The 24,632-nt window shown below is 41.2% G+C and carries 22 protein-coding genes; 17 read left to right on the top strand and 5 right to left on the bottom strand.

The features are described from left to right. Positions 1–2,433 (top strand): ATP-dependent Clp protease ATP-binding subunit, encoded by a 2,433-nt coding sequence (locus tag ADG81_RS05690; protein ID WP_049551177.1) that lies wholly within the window; start codon positions 1–3, stop codon positions 2,431–2,433. A gap of 72 nt (positions 2,434–2,505) precedes the next feature. Here ADG81_RS05690 and ADG81_RS05685 read toward each other — a convergent pair whose 3' ends face one another. Continuing rightward, positions 2,506–2,736, bottom strand: coding sequence for a hypothetical protein (locus tag ADG81_RS05685; protein WP_000949599.1), 231 nt, complete (start codon positions 2,734–2,736; stop codon positions 2,506–2,508). 279 nt (positions 2,737–3,015) lie between these two features. Between ADG81_RS05685 and ADG81_RS05680 the strand changes: the two genes are divergently transcribed. Then, the gene (locus ADG81_RS05680; RefSeq protein ID WP_000730889.1) at positions 3,016–3,714 is read left to right on the top strand and encodes a hypothetical protein; all 699 of its coding nucleotides are present in this window, start codon (positions 3,016–3,018) and stop codon (positions 3,712–3,714) included. A gap of 69 nt (positions 3,715–3,783) precedes the next feature. Here the strand turns inward: ADG81_RS05680 and ADG81_RS05675 are convergent, their stop codons facing one another. Genes ADG81_RS05675 through hslO form a run of 3 tightly spaced genes read right to left on the bottom strand, consistent with a single transcriptional unit; the run spans position 3,784 to position 6,176 of the window. Next, positions 3,784–4,335: a cysteine hydrolase family protein gene (locus ADG81_RS05675; RefSeq protein WP_049551176.1), complete on the bottom strand. Its 552-nt coding sequence runs from the start codon at positions 4,333–4,335 to the stop codon at positions 3,784–3,786. 1 nt (position 4,336) lies between these two features. Next, a complete protein-coding gene (gene dusB, locus ADG81_RS05670) occupies positions 4,337–5,317 on the bottom strand; it encodes a tRNA dihydrouridine synthase DusB (RefSeq protein WP_049551175.1) in 981 nt (326 codons plus the stop codon). Then, entirely contained in the window at positions 5,304–6,176 is an 873-nt protein-coding gene (gene hslO, locus ADG81_RS05665; protein ID WP_049551174.1) for an Hsp33 family molecular chaperone HslO, read from the bottom strand. The genes dusB and hslO overlap by 14 nt, the downstream gene beginning before the upstream one ends. Before the next feature lie 164 nt (positions 6,177–6,340). Here hslO and ADG81_RS05660 point away from each other — a divergent pair, with 164 nt between their 5' ends. From ADG81_RS05660 to adcA, 14 genes are all read left to right on the top strand, one after another. Further along, complete coding sequence (locus ADG81_RS05660) at positions 6,341–7,768, top strand: helix-turn-helix domain-containing protein (protein ID WP_000280566.1); 1,428 nt, start codon at positions 6,341–6,343, stop codon at positions 7,766–7,768. A 160-nt stretch (positions 7,769–7,928) separates the two neighbouring features. After that, a complete protein-coding gene (gene glpK, locus ADG81_RS05655; protein WP_000076803.1) occupies positions 7,929–9,437 on the top strand; it encodes a glycerol kinase GlpK in 1,509 nt (502 codons plus the stop codon). A 41-nt stretch (positions 9,438–9,478) separates the two neighbouring features. Next, entirely contained in the window at positions 9,479–11,305 is a 1,827-nt protein-coding gene (glpO, locus tag ADG81_RS05650) for a type 1 glycerol-3-phosphate oxidase (protein ID WP_049551173.1), read from the top strand. 70 nt (positions 11,306–11,375) lie between these two features. Beyond that, on the top strand, positions 11,376–12,080 hold the full coding sequence (locus ADG81_RS05645) for an MIP/aquaporin family protein (RefSeq protein ID WP_000980817.1): 705 nt from the start codon (positions 11,376–11,378) through the stop codon (positions 12,078–12,080). Positions 12,081–12,321: 241 nt separating this feature from the next. Then, positions 12,322–13,500, top strand: a complete 1,179-nt coding sequence (locus tag ADG81_RS05640) for a ryptide export MFS transporter (RefSeq protein ID WP_049551172.1) — start codon at positions 12,322–12,324, stop codon at positions 13,498–13,500. A gap of 310 nt (positions 13,501–13,810) precedes the next feature. Then, positions 13,811–13,942: a teichoic acid D-Ala incorporation-associated protein DltX gene (locus ADG81_RS05635; protein WP_000813667.1), complete on the top strand. Its 132-nt coding sequence runs from the start codon at positions 13,811–13,813 to the stop codon at positions 13,940–13,942. Positions 13,943–13,962: 20 nt separating this feature from the next. After that, entirely contained in the window at positions 13,963–15,513 is a 1,551-nt protein-coding gene (gene dltA, locus ADG81_RS05630) for a D-alanine--poly(phosphoribitol) ligase subunit DltA (RefSeq protein ID WP_049551171.1), read from the top strand. Beyond that, on the top strand, positions 15,510–16,754 hold the full coding sequence (gene dltB, locus ADG81_RS05625) for a D-alanyl-lipoteichoic acid biosynthesis protein DltB (protein ID WP_049551170.1): 1,245 nt from the start codon (positions 15,510–15,512) through the stop codon (positions 16,752–16,754). The genes dltA and dltB overlap by 4 nt, the downstream gene beginning before the upstream one ends. Positions 16,755–16,767: 13 nt before the next feature. After that, complete coding sequence (dltC, locus tag ADG81_RS05620) at positions 16,768–17,007, top strand: D-alanine--poly(phosphoribitol) ligase subunit DltC (RefSeq protein ID WP_000351967.1); 240 nt, start codon at positions 16,768–16,770, stop codon at positions 17,005–17,007. Continuing rightward, positions 17,000–18,268 carry a D-alanyl-lipoteichoic acid biosynthesis protein DltD gene (gene dltD / locus ADG81_RS05615; RefSeq protein WP_049551169.1) on the top strand — a complete coding sequence of 423 codons (1,269 nt, stop codon included), beginning with the start codon at positions 17,000–17,002 and terminating at the stop codon, positions 18,266–18,268. The genes dltC and dltD overlap by 8 nt, the downstream gene beginning before the upstream one ends. A 153-nt stretch (positions 18,269–18,421) precedes the next feature. Beyond that, on the top strand, positions 18,422–18,862 hold the full coding sequence (adcR, locus tag ADG81_RS05610) for a zinc-dependent transcriptional regulator AdcR (RefSeq protein WP_001249308.1): 441 nt from the start codon (positions 18,422–18,424) through the stop codon (positions 18,860–18,862). Further along, positions 18,862–19,566: a metal ABC transporter ATP-binding protein gene (locus tag ADG81_RS05605; RefSeq protein WP_001269496.1), complete on the top strand. Its 705-nt coding sequence runs from the start codon at positions 18,862–18,864 to the stop codon at positions 19,564–19,566. Before adcR ends, ADG81_RS05605 begins: the two co-directional genes overlap by 1 nt. Beyond that, a complete protein-coding gene (locus ADG81_RS05600) occupies positions 19,559–20,365 on the top strand; it encodes a metal ABC transporter permease (protein WP_049551168.1) in 807 nt (268 codons plus the stop codon). Before ADG81_RS05605 ends, ADG81_RS05600 begins: the two co-directional genes overlap by 8 nt. A 9-nt stretch (positions 20,366–20,374) precedes the next feature. Continuing rightward, entirely contained in the window at positions 20,375–21,880 is a 1,506-nt protein-coding gene (adcA, locus tag ADG81_RS05595) for a zinc ABC transporter substrate-binding lipoprotein AdcA (protein WP_049551167.1), read from the top strand. A gap of 645 nt (positions 21,881–22,525) precedes the next feature. Here adcA and ADG81_RS05590 read toward each other — a convergent pair. Beyond that, complete coding sequence (locus ADG81_RS05590) at positions 22,526–23,383, bottom strand: 5'-nucleotidase, lipoprotein e(P4) family (protein WP_049551166.1); 858 nt, start codon at positions 23,381–23,383, stop codon at positions 22,526–22,528. A 291-nt stretch (positions 23,384–23,674) separates the two neighbouring features. Between ADG81_RS05590 and ADG81_RS05585 the strand changes: the two genes are divergently transcribed. Then, a complete protein-coding gene (locus ADG81_RS05585; RefSeq protein ID WP_004235732.1) occupies positions 23,675–24,559 on the top strand; it encodes an SPFH domain-containing protein in 885 nt (294 codons plus the stop codon). The last annotated feature ends 73 nt before the right edge of the window (positions 24,560–24,632 follow it).

The following is a 24,632-nucleotide window of genomic DNA, read 5'->3' as shown; positions in this document are numbered from 1 at the left end:
ATGAACTATTCAAAAGCATTGAATGAATGTATCGAAAGTGCCTACATGGTTGCTGGCCATTTTGGAGCTCGTTATCTAGAGTCTTGGCACTTGTTGATTGCCATGTCCAATCACAGTTATAGTGTGGCAGGGGCGACTTTAAATGATTATCCATATGAGATGGACCGTTTAGAAGAGGTCGCTTTGGAACTGACTGAAACGGACTATAGCCAGGATGAAATCTTTACGGAATTGCCGTTCTCCCATCGTTTGCAGGTTCTTTTTGATGAAGCAGAGTATGTAGCATCAGTGGTCCATACTAAGGTGCTAGGGACAGAGCATGTCCTCTATGCGATTTTGCATGATGGCAATGCCTTGGCGACTCGCATCTTGGAGAGAGCAGGCTTTTCTTATGAAGACAAGAAAGATCAGGTTAAGATTGCTGCCCTACGTCGAAATCTAGAAGAACGTGCAGGCTGGACTCGTGAAGACCTCAAGGCTCTACGCCAACGCCATCGTACAGTAGCTGACAAGCAAAATTCTATGGCTAATATGATGGGTATGCCCCAGACTCCGAGCGGAGGTCTCGAGGACTATACGCATGATTTGACAGAGCAAGCGCGTTCTGGCAAGTTAGAACCAGTCATCGGTCGGGACAAGGAAATCTCGCGTATGATTCAAATCTTGAGTCGGAAGACAAAGAATAATCCTGTCTTGGTTGGGGCTGCTGGTGTCGGAAAAACTGCTCTGGCGCTTGGTCTTGCCCAGCGAATTGCTAGTGGGGATGTGCCTACGGAAATGTCTAAGATGCGCGTGTTAGAGCTTGATTTGATGAATGTCGTCGCAGGGACACGTTTCCGTGGTGACTTTGAAGAGCGCATGAATAATATCATTAAGGATATTGAAGAAGATGGCCAAGTCATCCTCTTTATAGATGAACTTCACACTATCATGGGTTCTGGGAGCGGGATTGATTCGACTCTGGATGCGGCCAATATCTTGAAGCCAGCCTTGGCGCGTGGCACCTTGAGAACAGTTGGTGCGACCACTCAGGAAGAATATCAAAAACACATCGAAAAAGATGCGGCCCTTTCTCGTCGTTTCGCCAAAGTGACGATTGAAGAGCCAAGTGTGGCCGACAGTATGGCCATTTTGCAAGGCTTGAAGGCGACTTATGAGAAACATCACCGTGTGCAAATCACAGATGAAGCGGTCGAAACAGCTGTCAAGATGGCGCATCGTTACTTGACTAGTCGTCACTTGCCAGACTCTGCTATCGACCTCTTAGATGAAGCAGCAGCAACAGTGCAAAATAAGGTTAAGCATGTAAAAGCAGACGATTCAGGTTTGAGTCCAGCTGACAAGGCCTTGATGGATGGTAAGTGGAAACAGGCAGCTCAGTTAATCGCAAAAGAAGAGGAAGTGCCTGTCTATAAAGACTTGGTGACAGAGTCTGATATTTTGACCACCTTGAGTCGCTTATCAGGTATTCCAGTTCAAAAACTGACTCAAACGGATGCTAAGAAATACCTAAACTTGGAAGCTGAACTGCACAAACGTGTCATCGGTCAAGATCAAGCAGTTTCAAGCATTAGCCGTGCCATTCGCCGCAATCAGTCAGGGATTCGCAGTCATAAGCGTCCGATTGGTTCCTTTATGTTCTTAGGGCCTACAGGTGTCGGTAAGACCGAATTGGCTAAGGCTCTAGCAGAAGTTCTCTTTGATGACGAATCAGCCCTTATCCGTTTTGATATGAGTGAGTATATGGAGAAATTCGCTGCCAGCCGTCTCAATGGAGCTCCTCCGGGCTATGTAGGTTATGAAGAAGGTGGGGAGTTGACCGAGAAAGTTCGCAACAAACCCTATTCCGTTCTACTTTTTGACGAGGTAGAAAAAGCACACCCAGACATCTTTAATGTCCTCTTGCAAGTCTTGGATGATGGTGTCTTGACCGATAGCAAGGGTCGCAAGGTTGATTTTTCAAATACCATTATCATCATGACTTCAAACCTTGGTGCGACAGCCCTTCGTGATGACAAGACTGTTGGTTTTGGGGCCAAGGACATTCGTTTTGACCAGGAGAATATGGAGAAACGCATGTTTGAAGAGCTGAAAAAAGCTTATAGGCCGGAGTTTATCAACCGTATTGATGAAAAGGTGGTCTTCCATAGCTTATCTAGCGACCATATGCAGGAAGTGGTGAAGATTATGGTCAAACCTTTAGTGGCAAGTTTGGCTGAAAAAGGCATTGACTTGAAATTACAAGCTTCCGCACTGAAATTGTTGGCAAATCAAGGATATGACCCAGAGATGGGAGCTCGTCCACTTCGCAGAACCCTGCAAACAGAAGTGGAAGACAAGTTGGCAGAACTTCTTCTCAAGGGAGAATTAGAGGCAGGCAGCACACTTAAAATTGGTGTTAAAGCAGGCCAGTTAAAATTTGATATTGCATAAAAAGCGAGGTCGGGAAAAGTTCCCGACCTTTTTATGTACCATCATGAGATGGTTTTGCTGTTGCGACTGTTTTTAGGGGTGGCTATCTTTCTTAGAATTGCTCAACATGTGAGTAAAGAAGTCTTTGTATCGTTGCTTGAGATATTTTTCGTGTAGGAATAACAAAGCGATATAAACAATCAAAAAGATTGTAGTCAGATAAAACACATCAAATGCAGTTCGCGCATAGTAAGTTGCTGATTGATAAGAGACAATAGCTGTCACAATCAACCAAGGAAGATACTTGTAATATTTGCTTAACATAAGCCTACACCTCCTATATTCTATTTCAATGTTATTATATTCCTTTGCACTTAAAGATGCAAGCGATGACAAAAGAGCGATTTAAAAAACTTTTAAACAAAATAGGAAATTTTTTTTATTAGATTACGAATAGAAGAGTAGGAGGAGAAAATGTAGTCAAGTTATTTAAGATTTTTAAAATAGTTTAGATAAATTGTTGACATATTTAAATTTCAATGTTACAATTATATTACAAAAAGATTTCTTTATATTTCTAAAATATTACAAAGGAGTAGAAAAATGAAAAAGAAAACCTATATCAAATTGATGGCAGCGACTGTATTGGCTTCTACCCTATTATTAGGAGCTTGTGGAAATAAAAAGGAGACAATTCAAGCAAGCAGTTCTGCTAAGACAAGTCAATCATCAAGTTCTAAAGCAACTTCTTCTAACAAAGAAAGCAAGACTCAGCAGTCCTCAAGTTCAGCTTCATCTGAAAAGGCCAAGGCGTCTACTGACCAGTCTTCAGCAAGCGCAACACCATCACAAGAGACTCCTGCACCAGAACAAAGACAAGGTCATGAAGTGTCTAATCAACAGGTAGCTAGCCAACAAACTCCTGCTCAGGCTCCTTCAACTCAACAGGCTTCTCAAGCCCAATCTAACCAATCAAGCTATGATCCTACAACTGACCGCAAACTTCAAGATAAGCAAGCAGAGCAAAATAAACGCTACAAGGGTGTTTTAACCATGGTAGATGGTGATTTCTCAGCCGCAGCGGGAAATTGGAAGGGAGTCAATGGCGAAACCATCACAGTTTCATCAGGTGGTCAATTTACAGTAGAATCTGCTGATGGAAAGAAAGAAAATTACTCTATCAAAGGCTATTCTTATACTCTTGATGATGGTAAGTATAATGCCAAAATCGGTGGAGGAAAAGTCATCCAAATTACAACAGGAGCGGATGGCAAGGTTTCCAGTGTTGCTTTGAATCAATAATAACTCTCAGTATTTGAATTTTTACAATTAAAGAAAATCCGTCAGCTCAATAAGAGTTGACGGATTATTTTATATTTGTATTTGGGTTAAAAATTCTTCTGTAGTAAGAATTTGAGCAAACTCATCTTGTAGAGAAAGGAGATTAATCTCATGGATAGTCTCAGGAGAGATGGCTTGACCGTTTTTGTTCGATAGGGTAAAACTGGCAGTAGCATCTGCTAGTAAGGTGACTTCAAAACCAAGATTTGCTGCCATTCGTGTAGTAGTGGATACACAATGAGGCAGAGTCAAGCCAACAAGGACTAAATGACCAATCTGTTTTTTTCGTAAATATGTTTCAAGATTTGTTCCAATAAAGGCGCTATTAACCGTTTTTTGAAAGACAGGTTCTGAGGTGACCGGTTCAAATCCAGTTTTAAACACCTGATTTTGTTTGTTGTGAAATTGTGACTGGGGATTGTCAGATATGTGTTGAACGTGTAAGACTGGAAGAGCGTGTTTACGAAAGTATGCCAGTACCCTCAATGCTTGATGTTCAGCTTGAGGGTTATTTCGTTCTCCCCAGATAGGGCTATCAAATGCTTTTTGCATATCGATAATCAGTAGAGCAGTATGAACCATTTTAAGCCTTATCCAACTGCAAGAGGGCTTCAATCTCTGCTAGGGTGCTAGCTTGTGAAATGGCTCCACGGAGTTTAGCTGCACCAGATGTTCCACGAAGATAGTGAGGAGCGAGGCCACGGAATTCACGAACTGCTACGTTTTCTCCTTTGAGGTTAATCAATCGTTTCAAGTGTTCGTAGGCGATTTTCATCTTATCTTCAAAGGTCAAATCAGGTAGGATTTCTCCTGTTTCAAAGTAATGATTGATTTGGTTGAAGAGGTAAGGATTTCCCATGGCAGCGCGGCCAATCATAACTGCATCAGCACCGACTTCTTCGATGCGTTGCTTGGCTTCTTGAACTGTACGGATGTCACCGTTGGCGATGAAGGGAATCTTGGTCAGAGCTTGAGCTACGTCGTGCAAGGTCTCAAGGTCTGCGTGACCTGTATACATTTGCTCACGGGTACGGCCATGCATGGCGAGGGCAGAAACGCCTGCAGCTTCAGCAGCGAGGGCATTTTCTACTGCAAGAGCTGGGTCGGACCAGCCGGTACGCATCTTGACGGTGAGGGGAATATCAAGGACAGACTGAACCTTGTTGATAATAGAGTAAATCTTGTCTGGATCCTTGAGCCACATAGCGCCAGCTTCGTTTTTCACGATTTTGTTAACTGGGCAGCCCATGTTGATATCGACTATATCGGTCTTGGTATTTTCTTGGATGAATTCTGCTGCGCGCGCTAGGCTGTCTTCATCACTACCAAAAAGTTGGATAGAAACAGGGTTTTCACCTTCATCGATATGAAGCATGTGCAGGGTTTTTTCATTGTTGTATTGGATTCCCTTGTCAGAGACCATTTCCATTACAACGAGTCCAGCTCCAAGCTCTTTTGCGATAGTACGAAAGGCTGAGTTGGTCACGCCAGCCATGGGTGCTAAAACGGTACGATTGGGAATCTCAACATTGCCAATCATAAAAGGTGTATTAAGATTTGTCACGAATGAGTTCCTCCAGGTCGTTTTCATCAAAGTTGTAAGTAGTTTGGCAGAATTGACAAGTGATTTCTGCTCCGTGGTCTTCCTCTTTCATTTCCTGCAAGTCTGAGCTTGGAAGGCTAGCAAGAGCGTTCATAAAGCGCTCATGGCTACAGTCACATTGGAAACGGATTTCTTCTTCAGAAAGACGCTTGTAGGCCTCGTCGCCGTAGATAGCCTTGAGGAGGGCTTCAATATGGTCTTCACTCTCTAGAAGCGTCGAGATAGCTGGCATTTCTTGGATGCGTTTTTCAAAGCGAGCAATCTCTCCTTCCTTGGCTCCTGGTAATACTTGGACTAGGAAACCACCTGCAACCTTGACCTTGTCTTCCTCGTCCAAAAGGACATTGAGGCCGACTGCTGAAGGGGTCTGTTGGCTTTCGGTCAGGTAAAAGGCAAGGTCTTCACCGATTTCTCCAGAGATGAGAGGAGTCATAGAGTTGTAAGGATTTCCAGTACCGTAGTCTGTGATAACGAGGAATTGACCATTTCCAACAAAAGGTCCGACTAGGACTTCACCAGTTGCAGTCTTTTTGATGTCAACACCAGGATTTTGAACATAGCCTTTGACGTTACCCTTGGTATCAGCGACGGTGATGATAGCGCCTAGAGAGCTAGAGCCCAGCACCTTAACGGTTAGTTTGGTATTTCCTTTTTCATTGGCTGCGAGAATCTGGCTGGCGATAAGTGTTCGACCAAGCGCCACAGTTGAGCTAGCTTGGGTTTGATGTTTTTCTTGAGCAGTGCGGACGGTTTCGGTGCTATCAAGGACAAAAGCACGAAAGGCTCCGCTTTCTGATATAGTTTTAATAATTTTATCCATAGCTACTATTTTAGCATAAAAATGCCCAAAGGGGGAGCCGTGTGTTTGCTGATTTTCGGGATAATGGACTAGGAAATCAGCATGAAAATAAAAAGAGAAACAGATTATTTCAGCATTTGTAAGATTTATGCTATGCTTAAGGTAGAAAATGAAAGGGGTAACAAATGTATTTAGGAGACTTGATGGAAAAGGCTGAATCTGGCCAATTTTCAATCCTTTCCTTTCTATTACAAGAGTCTCAGACGACTGTCAAGGCTGTAATGGAGGAAACAGGATTTTCAAAAGCAACTCTAACCAAATATGTCACCCTGCTTAATGAAAAGGCTTTGGATAGTGGCTTAGAGCTGACTATTCACTTAGAAGATGAAAATCTGCGCCTGTCAATCGGTGCAACTACCAAGGGGAGAGATATTCGGAGCCTGTTTTTGGAGAATGCTGTTAAATACCAGATTTTGGTCTATCTTCTCTACCATCAACAGTTTTTAGCCCATCAGCTGGCTCAAGAATTGATGATTAGCGAGGCTACGCTTGGTCGTCACTTAGCTAGCTTAAATCAGATTTTGTCAGAATTTGATTTATCCATCCAGAATGGACGTTGGCGAGGTCCAGAGCATCAGATTCGCTATTTCTATTTCTGTCTTTTCCGCAAGGTCTGGTCGAGTCAGGAATGGGAAGGTCACATGCAGAAACCAGAGAGAAAACAGGAGATTGCCACTTTAGAAGAAATCTGCGGTGCAAGTTTGTCTTCGGGTCAGAAATTGGACTTGGTTCTCTGGGCTCATATCAGTCAACAGCGTCTTCGGGTCAATGCCTGTCAGTTTCAAGTCATAGAAGAAAAAATGCGAGGGTATTTTGACAATATTTTCTACCTTCGTTTGCATCGAAAGGCTTCGTCCTTTTTTGCTGGGCAACATCTTCCTATAGGAACTGAGGATGGGGAGATGATGATTTTCTTCTCTTTCCTCCTATCCCATCGTATTCTTCCGCTTCATACTATGGAGTATGTCCTTGGTTTTGGAGGGCAGTTGGTAGATTTACTGACGCAATTGATTCAAGAAATGAAGAAGGAGGAGTTGCTGGGGGATTATACAGAGGACCATGTCACCTATGAACTCAGTCAACTTTGTGCACAAGTCTATCTCTATAAGGGTTATATCTTGCAGGACCGCTACAAGTACCAGTTAGAGAATCGTCATCCTTATTTGTTGATGGAACATAATTTTAAAGAGATAGCAGAGGAGATTTTTCATGCTCTACCTGCCTTTCAACAGGGGACGGATTTGGATAAGAAAATTCTCTGGGAATGGCTCCAGTTGATCGAATATATGGCTGAAAATGGTGGTCAGCATATGCGGATTGGTCTGGATTTGACATCTGGTTTTCTTGTCTTTTCAAGGATGGCAGCTATTTTAAAACGGTATTTGGAATACAATCGTTTTATCACCATTGAAGCCTATGACAGAACTCGGCATTATGATTTGCTGGTAACAAATAACCCTATTCATAAGAAGGAACAGACACCAGTCTATTATTTAAAAAATGATTTGGATATGGAGGATTTGGCAGGGATTCGTCAGTTATTATTCACTTAAAAGGCTTGGTTATTCCAGGTCTTTTTTTGTGAAATTCACACAATCTCCTCATATTTTTTTAAAAATTAAAAAAAGTTGATAAACGGGAAAGCGCTTTATTTTGTATACTAGTAAGTGTAAAGAGGAAACATCCTCAAGATCTTTATCAGGAGGACAGCACATGTCACAAGAAAAATACATCATGGCCATTGACCAGGGAACTACAAGTTCTCGTGCCATTATTTTCAACAAAAAAGGAGAAAAGGTCAGCTCGAGCCAAAAAGAGTTTACTCAGATTTTCTCTCAGGCAGGTTGGGTTGAGCACAATGCTAATGAAATTTGGAACTCAGTCCAGTCAGTTATTGCGGGTGCTTTCATCGAAAGTGGTGTCAAGCCAAATCAAATTGAGGCAATAGGAATCACTAACCAACGTGAAACAACGGTCGTCTGGGATAAGAAAACAGGACTTCCTATCTACAACGCTATCGTTTGGCAATCACGTCAGACAGCACCTTTGGCTGAACAACTAAAAAGTCAAGGTTATGTAGAAAAATTCCATGAAAAGACTGGTTTGATCATCGATGCTTATTTTTCAGCAACTAAGGTTCGTTGGATTTTGGACCATGTAGAAGGCGCTCAAGAGCGAGCTGAAAAAGGAGAATTGCTCTTTGGTACCATTGATACTTGGTTGGTTTGGAAATTGACTGACGGTGCAGCTCATGTGACGGACTACTCAAATGCGGCTCGTACCATGCTTTATAACATTAAAGAACTCAAATGGGATGATGAGATTTTGGAAATCCTCAATATTCCTAAGGCTATGCTTCCAGAAGTTCGTTCTAACTCTGAAATCTACGGTAAGACAGCCCCATTCCATTTCTACGGTGGTGAAGTGCCAATCTCAGGTATGGCTGGAGACCAACAAGCAGCCCTCTTTGGGCAGTTGGCCTTTGAACCTGGTATGGTTAAAAACACTTATGGAACAGGTTCTTTCATCATCATGAATACTGGTGAAGAAATGCAGTTGTCTGAAAACAACCTCTTAACAACAATTGGTTATGGTATTAACGGCAAGGTTTACTATGCCTTGGAAGGTTCAATCTTCATCGCAGGAAGTGCTATTCAGTGGCTTCGTGACGGTCTTCGCATGGTTGAAAATTCACCAGAATCTGAAAAATATGCTCGTGATTCTCACAACAATGATGAAGTTTATGTCGTTCCAGCATTTACAGGTTTAGGTGCTCCATACTGGAACCAAAACGCTCGCGGTTCTGTCTTTGGTTTGACTCGTGGAACAACTAAAGAAGACTTTATCAAGGCAACTTTGCAATCTATCGCTTATCAAGTACGTGACATCATCGACACCATGCAAGTGGATGCGCAGACAGCTATCCAAGTCTTGAAAGTAGACGGTGGTGCAGCTATGAACAACTTCCTCATGCAGTTCCAAGCTGACATTTTGGGAATCGATATCGCACGCGCCAAAAACTTGGAAACAACAGCTCTAGGAGCAGCCTTTCTAGCAGGTTTGTCAGTTGGTTACTGGAAAGACTTGGATGAGTTGAAACTCTTGAACGAGACAGGAGAACTCTTTGAACCATCTATGAACGAATCGCGCAAGGAACAACTCTACAAGGGCTGGAAGAAGGCTGTGAAAGCAACGCAAGTCTTTGCGGAAATCGACGACTAATACTGGAAGAATAAAGCGACTTAGTTAGAAAGTGTGTAAATATGGAATTTTCAAAGAAAACACGTGAATTATCAATTAAAAAAATGCAGGAACGTACCCTGGACCTCTTGATTATCGGTGGAGGAATCACAGGGGCTGGTGTAGCCTTGCAGGCGGCAGCTAGCGGTCTTGAGACTGGTTTGATTGAAATGCAGGACTTCGCAGAAGGAACATCTAGCCGTTCAACAAAATTGGTTCACGGAGGTCTTCGTTACCTCAAACAATTCGACGTAGAAGTGGTCTCAGATACGGTTTCTGAACGTGCGGTAGTTCAACAAATCGCACCACATATTCCAAAACCGGATCCAATGCTCTTACCAGTTTACGATGAAGATGGAGCGACCTTTAGTCTCTTCCGTCTCAAAGTAGCCATGGACTTGTATGATCTTTTGGCAGGGGTTAATAACACGCCAGCTGCAAACAAGGTCTTGAGCAAGGAAGAAGTCTTGGAACGCCAGCCAAACTTGAAGAAAGAAGGTTTGGTAGGAGGTGGAGTTTATCTTGACTTCCGTAACAACGATGCCCGTCTTGTGATTGAAAACATCAAACGTGCTAACCAAGATGGTGCCCTCATTGCTAACCACGTGAAGGCAGAAGGCTTCCTCTTTGACGAAAGTGGCAAGATTACAGGTGTTGTAGCCCGTGATCTCTTGGTAGACCAAGTCTTTGAAATCAAGGCTCGTCTGGTTATCAACACAACAGGTCCTTGGAGTGATAAAGTACGCAATTTGTCTAATAAGGGAACACAATTCTCACAAATGCGTCCAACTAAGGGAGTTCACTTAGTAGTGGATTCAAGCAAAATCAAGGTTTCACAGCCAGTTTACTTTGACACAGGTTTGGGCGATGGTCGTATGGTCTTTGTTCTTCCACGTGAAAACAAGACTTACTTCGGTACAACTGATACAGACTACACAGGTGATTTGGAACATCCGAAAGTGACTCAGGAAGATGTAGACTATCTGCTTGGCATTGTCAACAACCGCTTCCCAGAAGCCAACATTACCATTGACGATATCGAAAGCAGCTGGGCAGGTCTTCGTCCATTGATCGCAGGAAATAGCGCTTCTGACTACAATGGAGGAAATAACGGAACCATCAGTGATGAAAGCTTTAACAACTTGATTGCGACTGTTGAATCTTATCTTTCTAAAGAAAAAACGCGTGAAGATGTTGAGTCTGCTGTCAGCAAACTTGAGAGCAGCACATCTGAGAAACATTTGGATCCATCTGCAGTTTCTCGTGGTTCTAGTTTAGACCGAGATGACAATGGCCTTTTGACCCTTGCTGGTGGTAAAATCACAGACTACCGTAAGATGGCTGAAGGAGCTATGGAGCGCGTGGTTGACATCCTCAAAGCAGAATTTGACCGTAGCTTTAAACTCATCAACTCTAAGACTTACCCTGTTTCAGGTGGGGAATTGAACCCAGCAAATGTGGATTCAGAAATCGAAGCCTTTGCGCAACTTGGAGTGTCACGTGGCTTGGATAGTAAGGAAGCTCACTATCTCGCAAATCTTTACGGTTCAAATGTACCGAAAGTCTTTGCCCTTGCTCACAGCTTGGAACAAGCACCAGGACTCAGCTTGGCAGATACTTTATCACTTCACTATGCAATGCGCAATGAGTTGGCTCTGAGCCCAGTTGACTTCCTTCTTCGTCGTACCAACCATATGCTCTTTATGCGTGATAGCTTGGATAGCATCGTTGAACCAGTTTTGGATGAAATGGGACGATTCTATGACTGGTCAGAAGAAGAAAAAGCAGCTTACCGTGCGGATGTCGAAGCAGCTCTCGCTAACAACGATTTAGCAGAATTAAAAAATTAAGAAAAAATAAAAGAGGTGGAGGGAAGGACTCCTAGTCTACCCTCTCCTTCTTTTTAATGGAGACAGAAAGATGATGAATGAATTATTTGGAGAATTTTTGGGGACTTTAATCCTGATTCTTCTAGGAAATGGTGTTGTTGCAGGTGTGGTTCTTCCAAAAACCAAGAGCAACAGCTCAGGTTGGATTGTGATTACGATGGGTTGGGGGATTGCAGTTGCAGTTGCAGTCTTTGTATCTGGAAAACTCAGTCCAGCTCATTTGAATCCAGCTGTGACAATTGGTGTGGCTTTAAAAGGTGACTTGCCTTGGGCATCAGTATTCCCTTATATCCTAGCCCAGTTCGCAGGGGCTATGCTCGGTCAGATTTTGGTTTGGTTGCAATTCAAACCGCATTATGAGGCAGAAGAAAATGCAGGCAATATCCTGGCAACCTTCAGCACTGGTCCAGCTATCAAGGATACAGTTTCTAACTTGATCAGCGAAATCCTTGGCACCTTTGTATTGGTATTGACAATTTTTGCTTTGGGACTTTATGACCTTCAAGCAGGTATCGGAACCTTTGCAGTGGGAACATTGATTGTCGGTATTGGTCTATCACTAGGTGGAACAACAGGTTATGCCTTGAACCCTGCGCGTGACCTTGGACCTCGTATCATGCACAGTATCCTTCCAATTTCAAACAAGGGAGACGGAGACTGGTCTTATGCCTGGATTCCTGTTGTGGGACCTGTTATCGGTGCAGCCTTGGCCGTGCTTGTATTCTCACTTTTCTAATTTAGAAAACAATTATGTTGATAAAGCTTGAGATGAAAATCTTAGGCTTTTTTCATTGAGTATAACTTCTTAGAGCTAGCCTCCAACGATAATAATCATTCCTTTAAAAGTAGGAATAATAAAGGCAATAGTTTTTGCTTTTTTATGTGAAAAATCTCACTTTTGTTTTCTGCTATTTTATGCTAAAATATTAAAAATCAAATTTTGATTCCAAAGTTGGCAACTAAGATAGGAGAGCTACATGTCTAATTCATTTATCAAGTTGTTAGTCTCTCAATTGTTTGCAAATTTAGCAGATATTTTCTTTAGAGTAACCATCATTGCTAACATATACATTATTTCAAAATCAGTAATTGCCACATCACTAGTTCCCATTTTAATAGGGATATCCTCTTTTGTTGCGAGTCTTTTAGTTCCTTTAGTTACTAAAAGGATAGCGCTAAATAGGGTTTTATCTTTATCCCAATTTGGAAAGACTATATTATTAACGATACTGGTAGGAATGTTCACCGTAATGCAATCCGTAGCGCCTTTGGTGATCTATCTATTTGTTGTTGTAATTTCCATATTAGATGGTTTTGCAGCACCCGTTTCCTATGCTATTGTGCCACGCTATGCGACCGATTTGGGTAAGGCTAATTCAGCCTTATCAATGAGTGGTGAAGCTGTTCAATTGGTGGGTTGGGGATTAGGTGGACTCTTATTTGCAACAATTGGTCTTTTACCTACCACGTTTATAATTTTAATGTTGTATATAATTTCTAGCTTTCTGATGTTATTTCTTCCTAAGGCTGAAGTGGAGGTGTTAGAGTCAGAAACTAATCTTGAAATTTTGCTCAAAGGTTGGAAGTTAGTTGCTAGAGTTCCTAGATTAAGACTTTTTGTATCAGCAAATTTATTGGAAATTTTTTCAAATACGATTTGGGTTTCGTCTATCATACTTGTCTTTGTAACTGAGTTATTAAATGAAACGGAAAGTTACTGGGGATATTCTAATACAGCATACTCTATTGGTATTATAATTAGTGGCTTAATTGCTTTTAGGTTATCTGAAAAGTTCCTTGCTGCTAAATGGGAAAGTATTCTTTTTCCTCTTGTAGCCATGGCAATAGCGACACTGACTATTCTATATTTTCCAAATGCACAGATGTTTTTAGTATTTTCAGCTCTAGTTGGGATGTTATCGCAGCTAAAAGAAGTTCCTGAAAGTGTATTTCTTCAGGAAACAGTAGAGGAAAATCATTTGGTTAATGTCTATTCCGTTCTTGAAGTGATTTCGACATTAGCATTTTCAGTATTTGTTTTGCTAATGAGCTATATTACTGAGAATTTTGGTATTAGCATCAGTTTTTGGATATCAGCCATTTGTCTGATGATAGAGGCTATTTTAATTTATATCAGACGAGACTATTTTAGGTGAGAGACTAGTTAAAAAGTCTTGAAAAATTAGAAAAGCGCATAGTATCGGGTGTTGAAAAAACTTGATATTGTGTGTTTTATTATAGGAAGATTTACTTCATTTTCTACTGAAATTGAGTTTTTGTCCAGCCTCACTCTATTTAAAATATACATAGAAAAACCGCATAATCCTTAAAATAAGCTGAAATCTAGTGAAAATGTACGGTAAACAATTGAAAAATTACCCTATAAAGTGGTACAATGGTAGAAAAATACTATAGTAAGAGTTCATCTTATTTAGCAAAAATTACAGAAATGAATGGTTTTTCTTGATGAAACAGAGAAAAGAATTGTACCTCTTTCTTGGTCGAACAGCCTTATATTTTCTTATCTTTCTAGGGCTACTTTACTTCTTTAGCTATCTTGGTCAGGGTCAAGGAAGCTTTATCTATAATGAATTTTAACTTGAAGGAGAATCCCTATTGTGTCAAATAAACCAATAGTAGATATGATTGAAACCATTGAGCATTTTGCTCAGACCCAGCCTAGCTATCCTGTTTACAATGTTTTGGGACAGGAACACACTTATGGAGATTTAAAGGCTGATTCGGATAGTTTGGCTGCAGCTATTGACCAACTGGATTTACCAGAGAAGTCTCCTGTGGTTGTTTTTGGAGGCCAAGAGTATGAAATGTTGGCAACTTTTGTTGCTCTGACTAAGTCAGGCCATGCCTACATTCCCATTGACAGCCATTCGGCTTTGGAGCGAGTTTCGGCTATTTTAGAAGTAGCAGAGCCAAGCTTGATTATTGCTATCTCAGACTTTCCATTGGAACAGGTTTCTACGCCAATGATGACTCTAGCTCAGGTTCAAGAAGCCTTTGCTCAAGGGACTAGTTATGAGATTACGCATCCAGTCAAGGGTGATGATAACTACTACATTATCTTTACGTCTGGTACGACTGGTAAGCCTAAGGGAGTGCAGATTTCCCATGATAACCTCCTCAGCTTTACCAACTGGATGATTACGGACAAGGAATTTGCGACGCCAAGTCGTCCGCAAATGCTGGCTCAGCCACCTTATTCTTTTGATCTGTCTGTCATGTACTGGGCGCCGACCTTGGCACTGGGTGGTACGCTCTTCGCTCTTCCTTCAGCTATTACTCAGGACTTTAAGCAACTCTTTGCGACCATCTTTTCATTGCCAATCGCTATCTGGACATCAACCCCTTCTTTTGCGGATATGGCCATGTTGTCAGAAGACTTTAATAGCGAGAAAATGCCTGGAATTACGCATTTCTACTTTGATGGTGAAGAATTGACAGTCAAAACGGCTCAAAAACTGCGCGAACGTTTCCCACATGCCCGTATTATCAATGCCTATGGTCCAACAGAAGCGACAGTAGCTCTATCAGCTGTTGCCGTGACAGACGAGATGCTAGCGACTCTCAAACGCCTACCAATCGGCTATACCAAAGCTGATTCTCCAACCTTTATTATTGATGAGAACGGCAATAAATTGCCAAATGGCGAACAGGGAGAAATCATTGTTTCTGGACCAGCTGTTTCAAAAGGTTATATGAACAATCCTGAAAAAACGGCAGAAGCCTTCTTTGAGTTTGAAGGTCTACCAGCCTACCATACAGGAGATGTGGGAACTATGACAGATGAAGGCTTACTTCTCTACGGCGGACGCATGGACTTCCAGATTAAGTTCAACGGTTACCGCATTGAGTTAGAAGATGTCTCTCAAAACCTCAATAAGTCTCGCTTTATCGAGTCTGCTGTAGCTGTGCCACGTTATAATAAAGACCACAAGGTGCAAAATCTATTGGCTTATGTCATCTTGAAAGACGGTGTTCGTGAGCAGTTTGAGCGAGATATTGATATTACCAAGGCTATCAAGGAAGATTTAACAGATATCATGATGTCCTACATGATGCCATCTAAATTCCTTTATCGAGACAGTTTGCCACTGACTCCAAATGGAAAGATTGACATCAAAGGATTGATTAACGAGGTGAATAAGAGATGATGGAGTTCTTTCAACAGCTTCCTCATTTAGAGCCATACGGCAATCCTCAGTATTTTGTCTATGTGATTGCTGCAACCTTGCCCATCTTTATCGGTCTCTTTTTCAAGAAACGCTTTGCCTGGTATGAAGTACTGGTTAGTCTTTTCTTTATCGTCACCATGTTGGTAGGTGGGAAGACCAATCAGTTGGCTGCCTTGGGTATTTACCTTTGCTGGGAAATATTGCTCCTGCTTTTCTACAAGCATTATCGAAAAAGCAAGGATGGCAAGTGGGTCTTCTACCTAGTTAGCTTTCTATCCCTCCTTCCGATTATCTTTGTCAAGGTGCAGCCAGCTATCAATGGAACGCAGTCTTTGCTTGGGTTCTTGGGTATTTCTTATCTGACCTTTCGTTCGGTTGGGATTATCATCGAGCTGAGAGATGGAGTGATTAAGGATTTTACCCTCTGGGAATTCCTCCGTTTTCTTCTCTTCATGCCGACTTTTTCAAGTGGTCCAATCGATCGCTTTAAGCGTTTTAATGAAAATTATCAGACCATTCCTGAGCGGGATGAGTTGATGGATATGCTGGATGAATCTGTTCGCTATATTATGTGGGGATTTTTGTACAAGTTTATCCTAGCTCATGTTTTAGGAGAAACTTTACTACCTCCTCTGAAGAATCTAGCCCTGCAGTCAGGTGGCTTCTTTAACCCCTATGCTTTAGCGGTTATGTATACCTTTGGTATGGAGCTCTTCTTTGACTTTGCAGGTTACTCTATGTTTGCCTTGGCCATTTCAAATTTGATGGGAATCCGTAGCCCCATCAACTTTAACAAGCCCTTTTTATCAAGGGATTTAAAAGAGTTTTGGAATCGTTGGCACATGAGTCTCTCTTTCTGGTTCCGTGACTTTGTCTTTATGCGAATGGTGATGGTGTTGACCAGAAAGAAGGTCTTTAAGAATCGCAATGTAACCTCAAGCGTGGCCTATATTGTAAATATGCTGATTATGGGATTTTGGCACGGTGTGACCTGGTACTATATCGCCTATGGACTCTTTCATGGGATTGGACTGGTTATCAATGACGCTTGGATTCGCAAGAAAAAAACGCTCAATAAGGAGCGGAAAAAATCAGGGAAGCCTGCTCTACCTGAGAATCGCTGGATTCAGTTGCTTGGCATGGTTGTCACCTTCCATGTCGTCATGCTGTCATTCTTAATCTTTTCTGGATTTTTGAATGATTTATGGTTTAAAAAATAAAAGGAAATAAAATATGGATATCAAATCAGAAGTTATCGAAATTATTGATGAGTTGTTTATGGAAGATGTTTCTGACATGATGGATGAAGATCTTTTTGACGCAGGTGTCTTGGATAGTATGGGAACGGTTGAATTGATTGTGGAGATTGAAAACCGTTTTGACATTCGTGTCCCTGTAACAGAGTTTGGTCGTGACGACTGGAATACAGCCAATAAAATCATAGCTGGTATTGTGGAGCTACAAAATGCTTAAACGCTTATGGATGATCTTCGGACCGGTCTTGATAGCTGGTTTGTTGGTTTTTCTGCTCATTTTCTTCTATCCTACTAGTAAAAGTTATAATTTATCAGAAGAAAAACGATATGCAGCAGCGATTAGTACACAAAGTTTTAGAGAAAGATTTCAGAAAGTGAGAGCTCTTTCGGACCCAAGTCTACGATTCATTCCCTTTTTTGGTTCTAGTGAGTGGATTCGATTTGATAGTATGCATCCAGCTGTTTTAGCGGAGAAATACAATCGTTCGTATAGACCCTATTTTTTAGGACAAGCAGGAGCAGCTTCTTTGAATCAGTACTTTGGTATGCAGCAAATATTGCCAGAGCTAGAAAATAAACAAGCTGTTTTTGTTATTTCTCCTCAGTGGTTCACAGAAACGGAGTATGAACCTGCAGTTTTTCGTAGGTATTTTAACACGGATCAATTGGGCGCTTTTTTGGAAAATCAGTCTGGAGATCTTTCAAGTCGTTACGCCGTTACGCGTTTAATGAAAAAGTATCCTAATGTAGTATTGGGAGATATAGTCAAAAAAATAACCGAGGGTGAGCGACTTTCAGAAATAGATAAGACACTCATAGATACATTGGCACGATTCAACCAAAAACAATCATTTCTATTTGGACAATTGTCAGTGAATGATGGAGAAAAATATAGAGATCGCGTGGAGAAGTATCTAAAAGACTTACCAGATAAGTTTTCCTACGATGAATTGAGAGAAATTGCTGTAAAAGATGCTGAAGCAAATACCACGAATAATGATATGGGGATGGAAAATCATTTCTATGATACGCAAGTAAAGAAAGATTTAAAAAAGTGGAAGGATTATCAGAAAAATTATAATTTTCTAAAATCCTCCGAATATAATGACTTGCAATTAGTCTTGAATCAATTTGCGAATTCAAAAGTGAATGTATTGTTTGTGATTCAACCTGTTAATAAAAAATGGATGGATTATACAGGATTAAATCAAGATATGTATCAACACGCAGTTGAAAAGATTCGTCACCAGTTAGAAAGCCAAGGTTTTACCAATATAGCAGATTTTTCAAAAAATGGTGCTGAACCTTATTTTGTAAAAGATACAATTCATATTGGTTGGTTGGGTTGGTTGGCTTTTGACAAGGCTGTTGATCCTTTCCTATCCAATCCCACACCTGCTCCGACTTACCATCTGAATGAGCGCTTTTTCAGCAAAGATTGGGCGACTTATGATGGAGATATCAAGGAATTTCAATAGATAATAGTATGGAAGAGTTCAAGAATGAAACTGGTTTTCACGTTTTTTCTTGACTCTTTTTTTGCTTGTGATATAATTAACTGGTAAATAAAATTCCAAAGAATAGTATTTTTCTCTTAAAAATGGAGAAATCTAGAAGGAAAGGAGTCAGATATGAGACAGCTAGCGAAGGATATCGATGCCTTTTTGAATGAGGTGATTTTACAGGCGGAAAACCAACATGAAATCCTAATAGGTCATTGTACTAGCGAGGTAGCTCTGACCAATACTCAGGAGCATATCCTCATGCTTTTGTCAGAGGAATCTTTAACCAATTCAGAATTGGCTCGTCGCCTCAATGTCAGTCAGGCAGCAGTTACCAAGGCCATTAAGTCTTTGGTCAAGGAAGGGATGTTGGAGACATCTAAAGATCCTAAGGATGCGCGTGTGATTTTTTATCAATTGACTGATCTGGCTCGTCCAATCGCTGAGGAGCACCATCATCACCATGAGCATACACTTTTAACCTATGAACAAGTGGCGACTCAGTTTACTCCAAATGAACAAAAAGTGATTCAGCGGTTTTTGACTGCTTTAGTAGGAGAAATCAAATAATGAGATATATTACGGTAGAGGATTTATCCTTCTATTATGATAAGGAGCCTGTTCTTGAACATATCAATTATAGTGTTGATAGTGGGGAATTTGTTACCTTGACGGGAGAAAATGGGGCAGCTAAGACGACACTCATCAAGGCCAGTCTTGGGATCCTCCAGCCACGCATTGGTAAGGTGACCATTTCAAAGACAAATACGCAAGGCAAGAAATTGAGAATAGCCTATCTTCCCCAGCAAATCGCCAGTTTTAATGCTGGTTTTCCAAGTACGGTTTATGAATTTGTCAAGTCGGGTCGCTACCCGCGAAAAGGTTGGTTCCGTCGTTTGAATGCTCATGATGAGGAGCATATCAAGGCTAGTTTGGACTCAGTTGGTATGTGGGAACACCGAGACAAACGCTTGGGCTCTCTATCTGGGGGACAAAAGCAGCGAGCGGTGATTGCGCGTATGTTTGCTTCTGACCCTGATGTGTTTATCCTAGATGAGCCAACAACGGGGATGGATGCAGGAAGTAAAAATGAATTTTACGAACTCATGCACCACAGCGCCCATCATCATGGCAAGGCTGTTTTGATGATTACCCATGACCCTGAAGAAGTTAAGGACTATGCGGACCGCAATATTCATCTGGTCCGTAACCAAGACTCGCCATGGCGTTGTTTCAACGTTCATGAGAATGATCAGGAGGTGGGACATGCTTAGTTTATTATCTTATGACTTTATGCAGCGTGCCTTTTTGGCGGTTATTGCCATGAGTCTTTTCTCGCCAGTTCTTGGAACCTTCCTTATCTTGCGTCGTCAGAGTTTGATGAGTGATACCCTCAGCCACGTCTCGCTTTCGGGTGTAGCTTTTGGTCTGGTTTTGGGGATTTCTCCGACTATTTCCACTATTGCCATTGTCTTGATTGCGGCGGTCTTTTTGGAGTATCTCCGTACGGTTTACAAGAGCTTTATGGAAATCGGGACAGCTATCCTCATGTCGACAGGTTTGGCTGTTTCTCTGATTGTCATGAGCAAGGGTAAAAGCTCTAGTTCTATGAGTTTGGACCAGTACCTTTTTGGTTCGATTGTGACTATCAGTGAAGAGCAGGTCATTTCCCTCTTTGTCATTGCGGCGGTTGTTCTGATTTTGACTTTCCTCTTCCTTCGTCCGATGTATATCTTGACCTTTGATGAGGATACGGCCTTTGTGGATGGCTTGCCTGTTCGTACCATGTCTATTCTTTTTAACATGGTGACAGGGGTGGCCATTGCCCTTATGATTCCTGCAGCAGGAGCTCTTTTGGTGTCGACCATTATGGTCTTGCCAGCTAGTATTGCCCTGCGTCTGGGTAAAAACTTTAAATCGGTTATGCTGCTTGCCAGTGCTATTGGATTTTTGGGAATGGTGGCAGGACTTTACATTTCCTACTATGCAGAAACACCTGCAAGTGCAAGTATTACCATTATTTTTGTAACTGTCTTTATACTAATCAGCTTAGTAAGACGTTTTATCAAATAGGAGACGAACGTGAAAAAAATTAGCTTATTGCTAGTCAGTCTATGTGCCTTGTTTTTAGTGGCTTGTTCCAATCAAAAGCAGGCAGATGGTAAACTAAATATTGTGACAACCTTTTACCCTGTCTATGAATTTACCAAGCAAGTCGCAGGAGATACGGCTAATGTGGAACTCCTAATCGGTGCTGGTACAGAACCTCATGAATACGAACCCTCTGCCAAGGCAGTTGCCAAAATCCAAGACGCAGATACTTTCGTTTATGAAAATGAAAATATGGAAACATGGGTCCCTAAATTGCTAGATACCTTGGATAAGAAAAAGGTCAAAACCATCAAGGCGACAGGCGATATGTTGCTTTTGCCAGGTGGAGAGGAAGAAGAGGGAGACCATGACCATGGCGAAGAAGGCCATCACCATGAGTTTGACCCCCATGTTTGGTTGTCACCAGTCCGTGCCATTAAACTAGTAGAGCACATCCGTGATAGCTTATCATCAGATTATCCTGATAAAAAAGAGACCTTTGAAAAGAACGCAGCTGCCTATATCGAAAAATTGCAAACCTTGGATAAGGCTTATGCAGAAGGCTTGTCTCAAGCCAAACAAAAGAGCTTTGTGACTCAGCACGCAGCCTTTAACTACCTTGCCTTGGACTATGGACTTAAACAAGTCGCAATCTCAGGTCTCTCTCCAGATGCAGAACCATCAGCTGCACGTCTGGCAGAATTGACAGAGTACGTCAAGAAAAATAAAATTACCTATATCTACTTTGAGGAAAATGCTTCACAAGCCCTTGCTAACACACTTTCAAAAGAAGCAGGTGTCAAAACAGATGTCCTTAATCCTTTAGAAAGTCTGACAGAAGAGGACACTAAGGCTGGAGAAAATTACATCTCAATCATGGAGAAAAACCTCAAGGCTTTGAAACAAACAACAGACCAAGAAGGCCCAGCAATCGAGCCTGAAAAGGCGGAGGATACCAAGACAGTTCAAAATGGTTACTTTGAGGATGCAGATGTCAAGGACCGCACCTTGAGTGACTATGCAGGTAATTGGCAATCAGTTTATCCTTTCCTTGAAGATGGTACTTTTGACCAAGTCTTTGACTACAAGGCTAAGTTGACTGGTAAGATGACTCAGGCTGAGTACAAGGCCTACTATACAAAAGGCTATCAGACAGATGTCACTAAGATCAACATTACTGATAACACTATGGAATTTGTTCAAGGTGGACAAAGTAAGAAATTCACCTACAAGTATGTTGGAAAGAAAATCTTAACTTACAAGAAAGGCAATCGTGGCGTGCGTTTCCTCTTTGAAGCCACAGATGCTGACGCTGGACAATTCAAGTATGTTCAGTTTAGTGACCACAATATCGCCCCAGTTAAGGCAGAACATTTCCATATCTTCTTTGGAGGCACAAGCCAAGAAGCCCTCTTTGAAGAAATGGACAACTGGCCAACCTACTACCCAGATAACCTATCTGGACAAGAAATCGCCCAAGAAATGTTGGCGCATTGATGAAAAATCGACTAGTTCAGTTCATAAGAGCTAGTCGGTTTTTGGGTAATAGATGGCAAACTTCATTATAGATCTTTCAGATACCTAAGGCACTTTAAAAAAATAATAAAACTCTTGAAATATCGAGCTTTATATGCTAAAATGTAGTTAGTTGATAAGGTTCATTAGAACACCAAAGCCCCTAACTATGGCCGTAGTTAAGGGCTTTTTTGACGTATCTTAGCGATTTAACGGGTGTTGATAGGCTAGTCACTCGGTCTACTCCTTACTATCTAGCCATCTGCAGACGAAATACAAGATAATTCCTGCTATGACGTCCGCTATAATAGTAAGAGCGAGCTCTATGATAAGGCTCATTAGTTTCACCTCCTCTCACGAACTGTAAGGAACGTAATCGGTAACCGATGACAAAAATAGTATACCACATTAAATTTGGATCATCAACCTTGCTTAGTTTTTGAAATATCGGGGATAGGCAAAAAGTCTTTAAAATCAGAAAACGTATAGTATCAGATGTATAAAATCTTGATGTTATATCAATTATAAAAGTGGATAGGAAAGTTTTCTGATTATCAGAATTCCTTCCTATCCACTTTTTGAAGATTGTAAGTTAGCCTAATTTTATGTAGAATCAGCTTATTTGTTTTATTTATCAAAACCTTGCAAGGCTTTTTGGCGTTCTTCTACTTGACCTTTAGCATCTAGTTTGTTACCAGCGTATACAGCTGACTCCCATGATCCGTACATTGGATTTGGGAAGATGATGAATTTTTCACCGAATTCTTTTTGCAATTCTTCAAGTTGTTTATCACGGTCAGATTCAGAAGTCTTAGAAAAATCTGCAAAGTCTACGAGGTTATCACCAAACAATAAGATAAGATTTGTTTTTTCTTGAACTTTTTGGCGACGACCTTCTTTGGATTTTACACCACTTTCTAAGAACATGAGATGATCACGTCCTTGAACAGGAATTCCTTCACTTTCAAGATTTTTAATGGTAGCATCTACTTGATTAGCTGAGCGGTCAGAAATATAGTAGATTTGGACACCGTTTTGATCAGCAAACTGAAGAAAATCCTTGGCACCTGGGACGGCTTTTGCTGAAGCTTTTTGAACCCAAACATCCCAATTTTCGGGTGTGAATGCTGTACCATCTTTGACATTTTGTACTTGATAAGGGCTATTATCTAGGACAGTTTCATCCAAGTCTAAAACGATAGAGTAAGGTTTGTCTGATTCTGTTTTGAGCAATTCCTTTAGGTGATTTGTTGCAACGTTATAACCCTGTATGTATAAAGCTTTAGTTTCAGCTGATTTTTGATACCAAAGGGTTGACATAGTGTTTTCTCTTGACCGTAATTGGTCATATGTCATTGTAATTTGATTATCAGATGAGCTATTATTGTTTGTCTGTGTTTCTGTAGACTTTGTTGCACAACTAGCCAATAAGACGACAGAAGCAAGTGCAGAAAGGATTGTAACAGTAGTTTTTGCTGTTTTCATGAAATATCTCCTGTTCATTAATTTCAATCACTAGTATAGCACGAGGGAAAAGTTAAGGCAAGTTATTCCCTGACTATGGATGAAGATTCTATAGAAGTTAATGTAATGAAAAAGAAACGATTGCTTTTTATAAAGAGTTGTTTTAGTTAGGTATTAGACGACAATGTGACAATTCACCTCTAATTATTGACATTTCAGGAAAAATCGCAGTAAAAACTGCACAGCCTTCTTTAAATGTGCTATAATACAGGAAAAATAATGATGGAGGTCACGATAATGGCAACATTTTTGATGATTTTTGTGGTGGTTTGTGTGCTCCTATTGGTGATAGTCACACTAAGTACAGTTTATGTGGTTCGTCAGCAGTCGGTGGCGATTATTGAACGCTTTGGGAAATACCAAAAGGTTGCCAATAGCGGTATTCACATTCGCTTGCCTTTTGGGATTGACTCGATTGCAGCGCGGATTCAGTTACGCTTGCTGCAAAGCGATATTGTGGTTGAGACTAAGACCAAGGACAATGTGTTCGTTATGATGAATGTGGCAACCCAGTACCGTGTCAATGAGCAGAGCGTAACAGATGCCTACTATAAACTCATGCGTCCAGAATCTCAGATTAAATCTTATATTGAAGACGCCCTTCGCTCTTCTGTTCCCAAATTAACCTTGGATGAATTGTTTGAGAAAAAAGATGAGATTGCCCTTGAAGTCCAGCACCAAGTGGCGGAAGAAATGACAACTTACGGCTACATTATTGTGAAAACTTTGATTACCAAGGTCGAACCTGATGCAGAAGTTAAGCAATCCATGAATGAAATCAATGCGGCGCAACGTAAGCGGGTCGCAGCGCAAGAATTGGCGGAAGCTGACAAGATTAAAATTGTCACTGCAGCTGAAGCCGAAGCAGAAAAAGACCGCCTTCATGGTGTGGGGATTGCCCAACAGCGTAAGGCGATTGTGGATGGATTGGCAGAGTCTATCACCGAACTCAAGGAAGCCAATGTTGGCATGACAGAAGAACAAATCATGTCCATCCTCTTGACCAACCAGTATTTGGATACCTTGAATACCTTTGCTTCTAAAGGAAATCAAACTATCTTTTTACCAAATACGCCAAATGGTGTGGATGATATCCGTACACAAATCTTGTCAGCCCTCCGTGCTGAGAAGAAATAATAGACTAAAGAGCTTGGCAACAGGCTCTTTTTGCATTGCATTTGTTAAGAAAAACAAAGAGCATTGATATACA

This window comes from Streptococcus pseudopneumoniae (assembly GCF_001070815.1).
In the GTDB taxonomy this organism is placed as follows: Bacteria; Bacillota; Bacilli; order Lactobacillales; family Streptococcaceae; genus Streptococcus; species Streptococcus pseudopneumoniae_P.
The sequence above is the reverse complement of the archived record's forward strand: the minus strand, read 5'-3'. Positions and strand labels throughout refer to the sequence as shown.

What these genes read in the sequence shown, in the direction of transcription:
- dltB (WP_049551170.1), top strand. Translation starts at nt 15,510, where the DNA reads ATGATGGAGTTCTTTCAACAGCTTCCTCATTTAGAGCCATACGGCAAT.
- ADG81_RS05645 (WP_000980817.1), top strand. Translation starts at nt 11,376, where the DNA reads ATGATGAATGAATTATTTGGAGAATTTTTGGGGACTTTAATCCTGATT.
- dltC (WP_000351967.1), top strand. Translation starts at nt 16,768, where the DNA reads ATGGATATCAAATCAGAAGTTATCGAAATTATTGATGAGTTGTTTATG.
- ADG81_RS05680 (WP_000730889.1), top strand. Translation starts at nt 3,016, where the DNA reads ATGAAAAAGAAAACCTATATCAAATTGATGGCAGCGACTGTATTGGCT.
- glpO (WP_049551173.1), top strand. Translation starts at nt 9,479, where the DNA reads ATGGAATTTTCAAAGAAAACACGTGAATTATCAATTAAAAAAATGCAG.
- ADG81_RS05605 (WP_001269496.1), top strand. Translation starts at nt 18,862, where the DNA reads ATGAGATATATTACGGTAGAGGATTTATCCTTCTATTATGATAAGGAG.
- ADG81_RS05590 (WP_049551166.1), bottom strand. Translation starts at nt 23,383, where the DNA reads ATGAAAACAGCAAAAACTACTGTTACAATCCTTTCTGCACTTGCTTCT.
- adcR (WP_001249308.1), top strand. Translation starts at nt 18,422, where the DNA reads ATGAGACAGCTAGCGAAGGATATCGATGCCTTTTTGAATGAGGTGATT.
- ADG81_RS05690 (WP_049551177.1), top strand. Translation starts at nt 1, where the DNA reads ATGAACTATTCAAAAGCATTGAATGAATGTATCGAAAGTGCCTACATG.
- ADG81_RS05685 (WP_000949599.1), bottom strand. Translation starts at nt 2,736, where the DNA reads ATGTTAAGCAAATATTACAAGTATCTTCCTTGGTTGATTGTGACAGCT.
- glpK (WP_000076803.1), top strand. Translation starts at nt 7,929, where the DNA reads ATGTCACAAGAAAAATACATCATGGCCATTGACCAGGGAACTACAAGT.
- ADG81_RS05585 (WP_004235732.1), top strand. Translation starts at nt 23,675, where the DNA reads ATGATTTTTGTGGTGGTTTGTGTGCTCCTATTGGTGATAGTCACACTA.
- hslO (WP_049551174.1), bottom strand. Translation starts at nt 6,176, where the DNA reads ATGGATAAAATTATTAAAACTATATCAGAAAGCGGAGCCTTTCGTGCT.
- ADG81_RS05660 (WP_000280566.1), top strand. Translation starts at nt 6,341, where the DNA reads ATGTATTTAGGAGACTTGATGGAAAAGGCTGAATCTGGCCAATTTTCA.
- ADG81_RS05640 (WP_049551172.1), top strand. Translation starts at nt 12,322, where the DNA reads ATGTCTAATTCATTTATCAAGTTGTTAGTCTCTCAATTGTTTGCAAAT.
- ADG81_RS05635 (WP_000813667.1), top strand. Translation starts at nt 13,811, where the DNA reads ATGAAACAGAGAAAAGAATTGTACCTCTTTCTTGGTCGAACAGCCTTA.
- dltD (WP_049551169.1), top strand. Translation starts at nt 17,000, where the DNA reads ATGCTTAAACGCTTATGGATGATCTTCGGACCGGTCTTGATAGCTGGT.
- ADG81_RS05675 (WP_049551176.1), bottom strand. Translation starts at nt 4,335, where the DNA reads ATGGTTCATACTGCTCTACTGATTATCGATATGCAAAAAGCATTTGAT.
- ADG81_RS05600 (WP_049551168.1), top strand. Translation starts at nt 19,559, where the DNA reads ATGCTTAGTTTATTATCTTATGACTTTATGCAGCGTGCCTTTTTGGCG.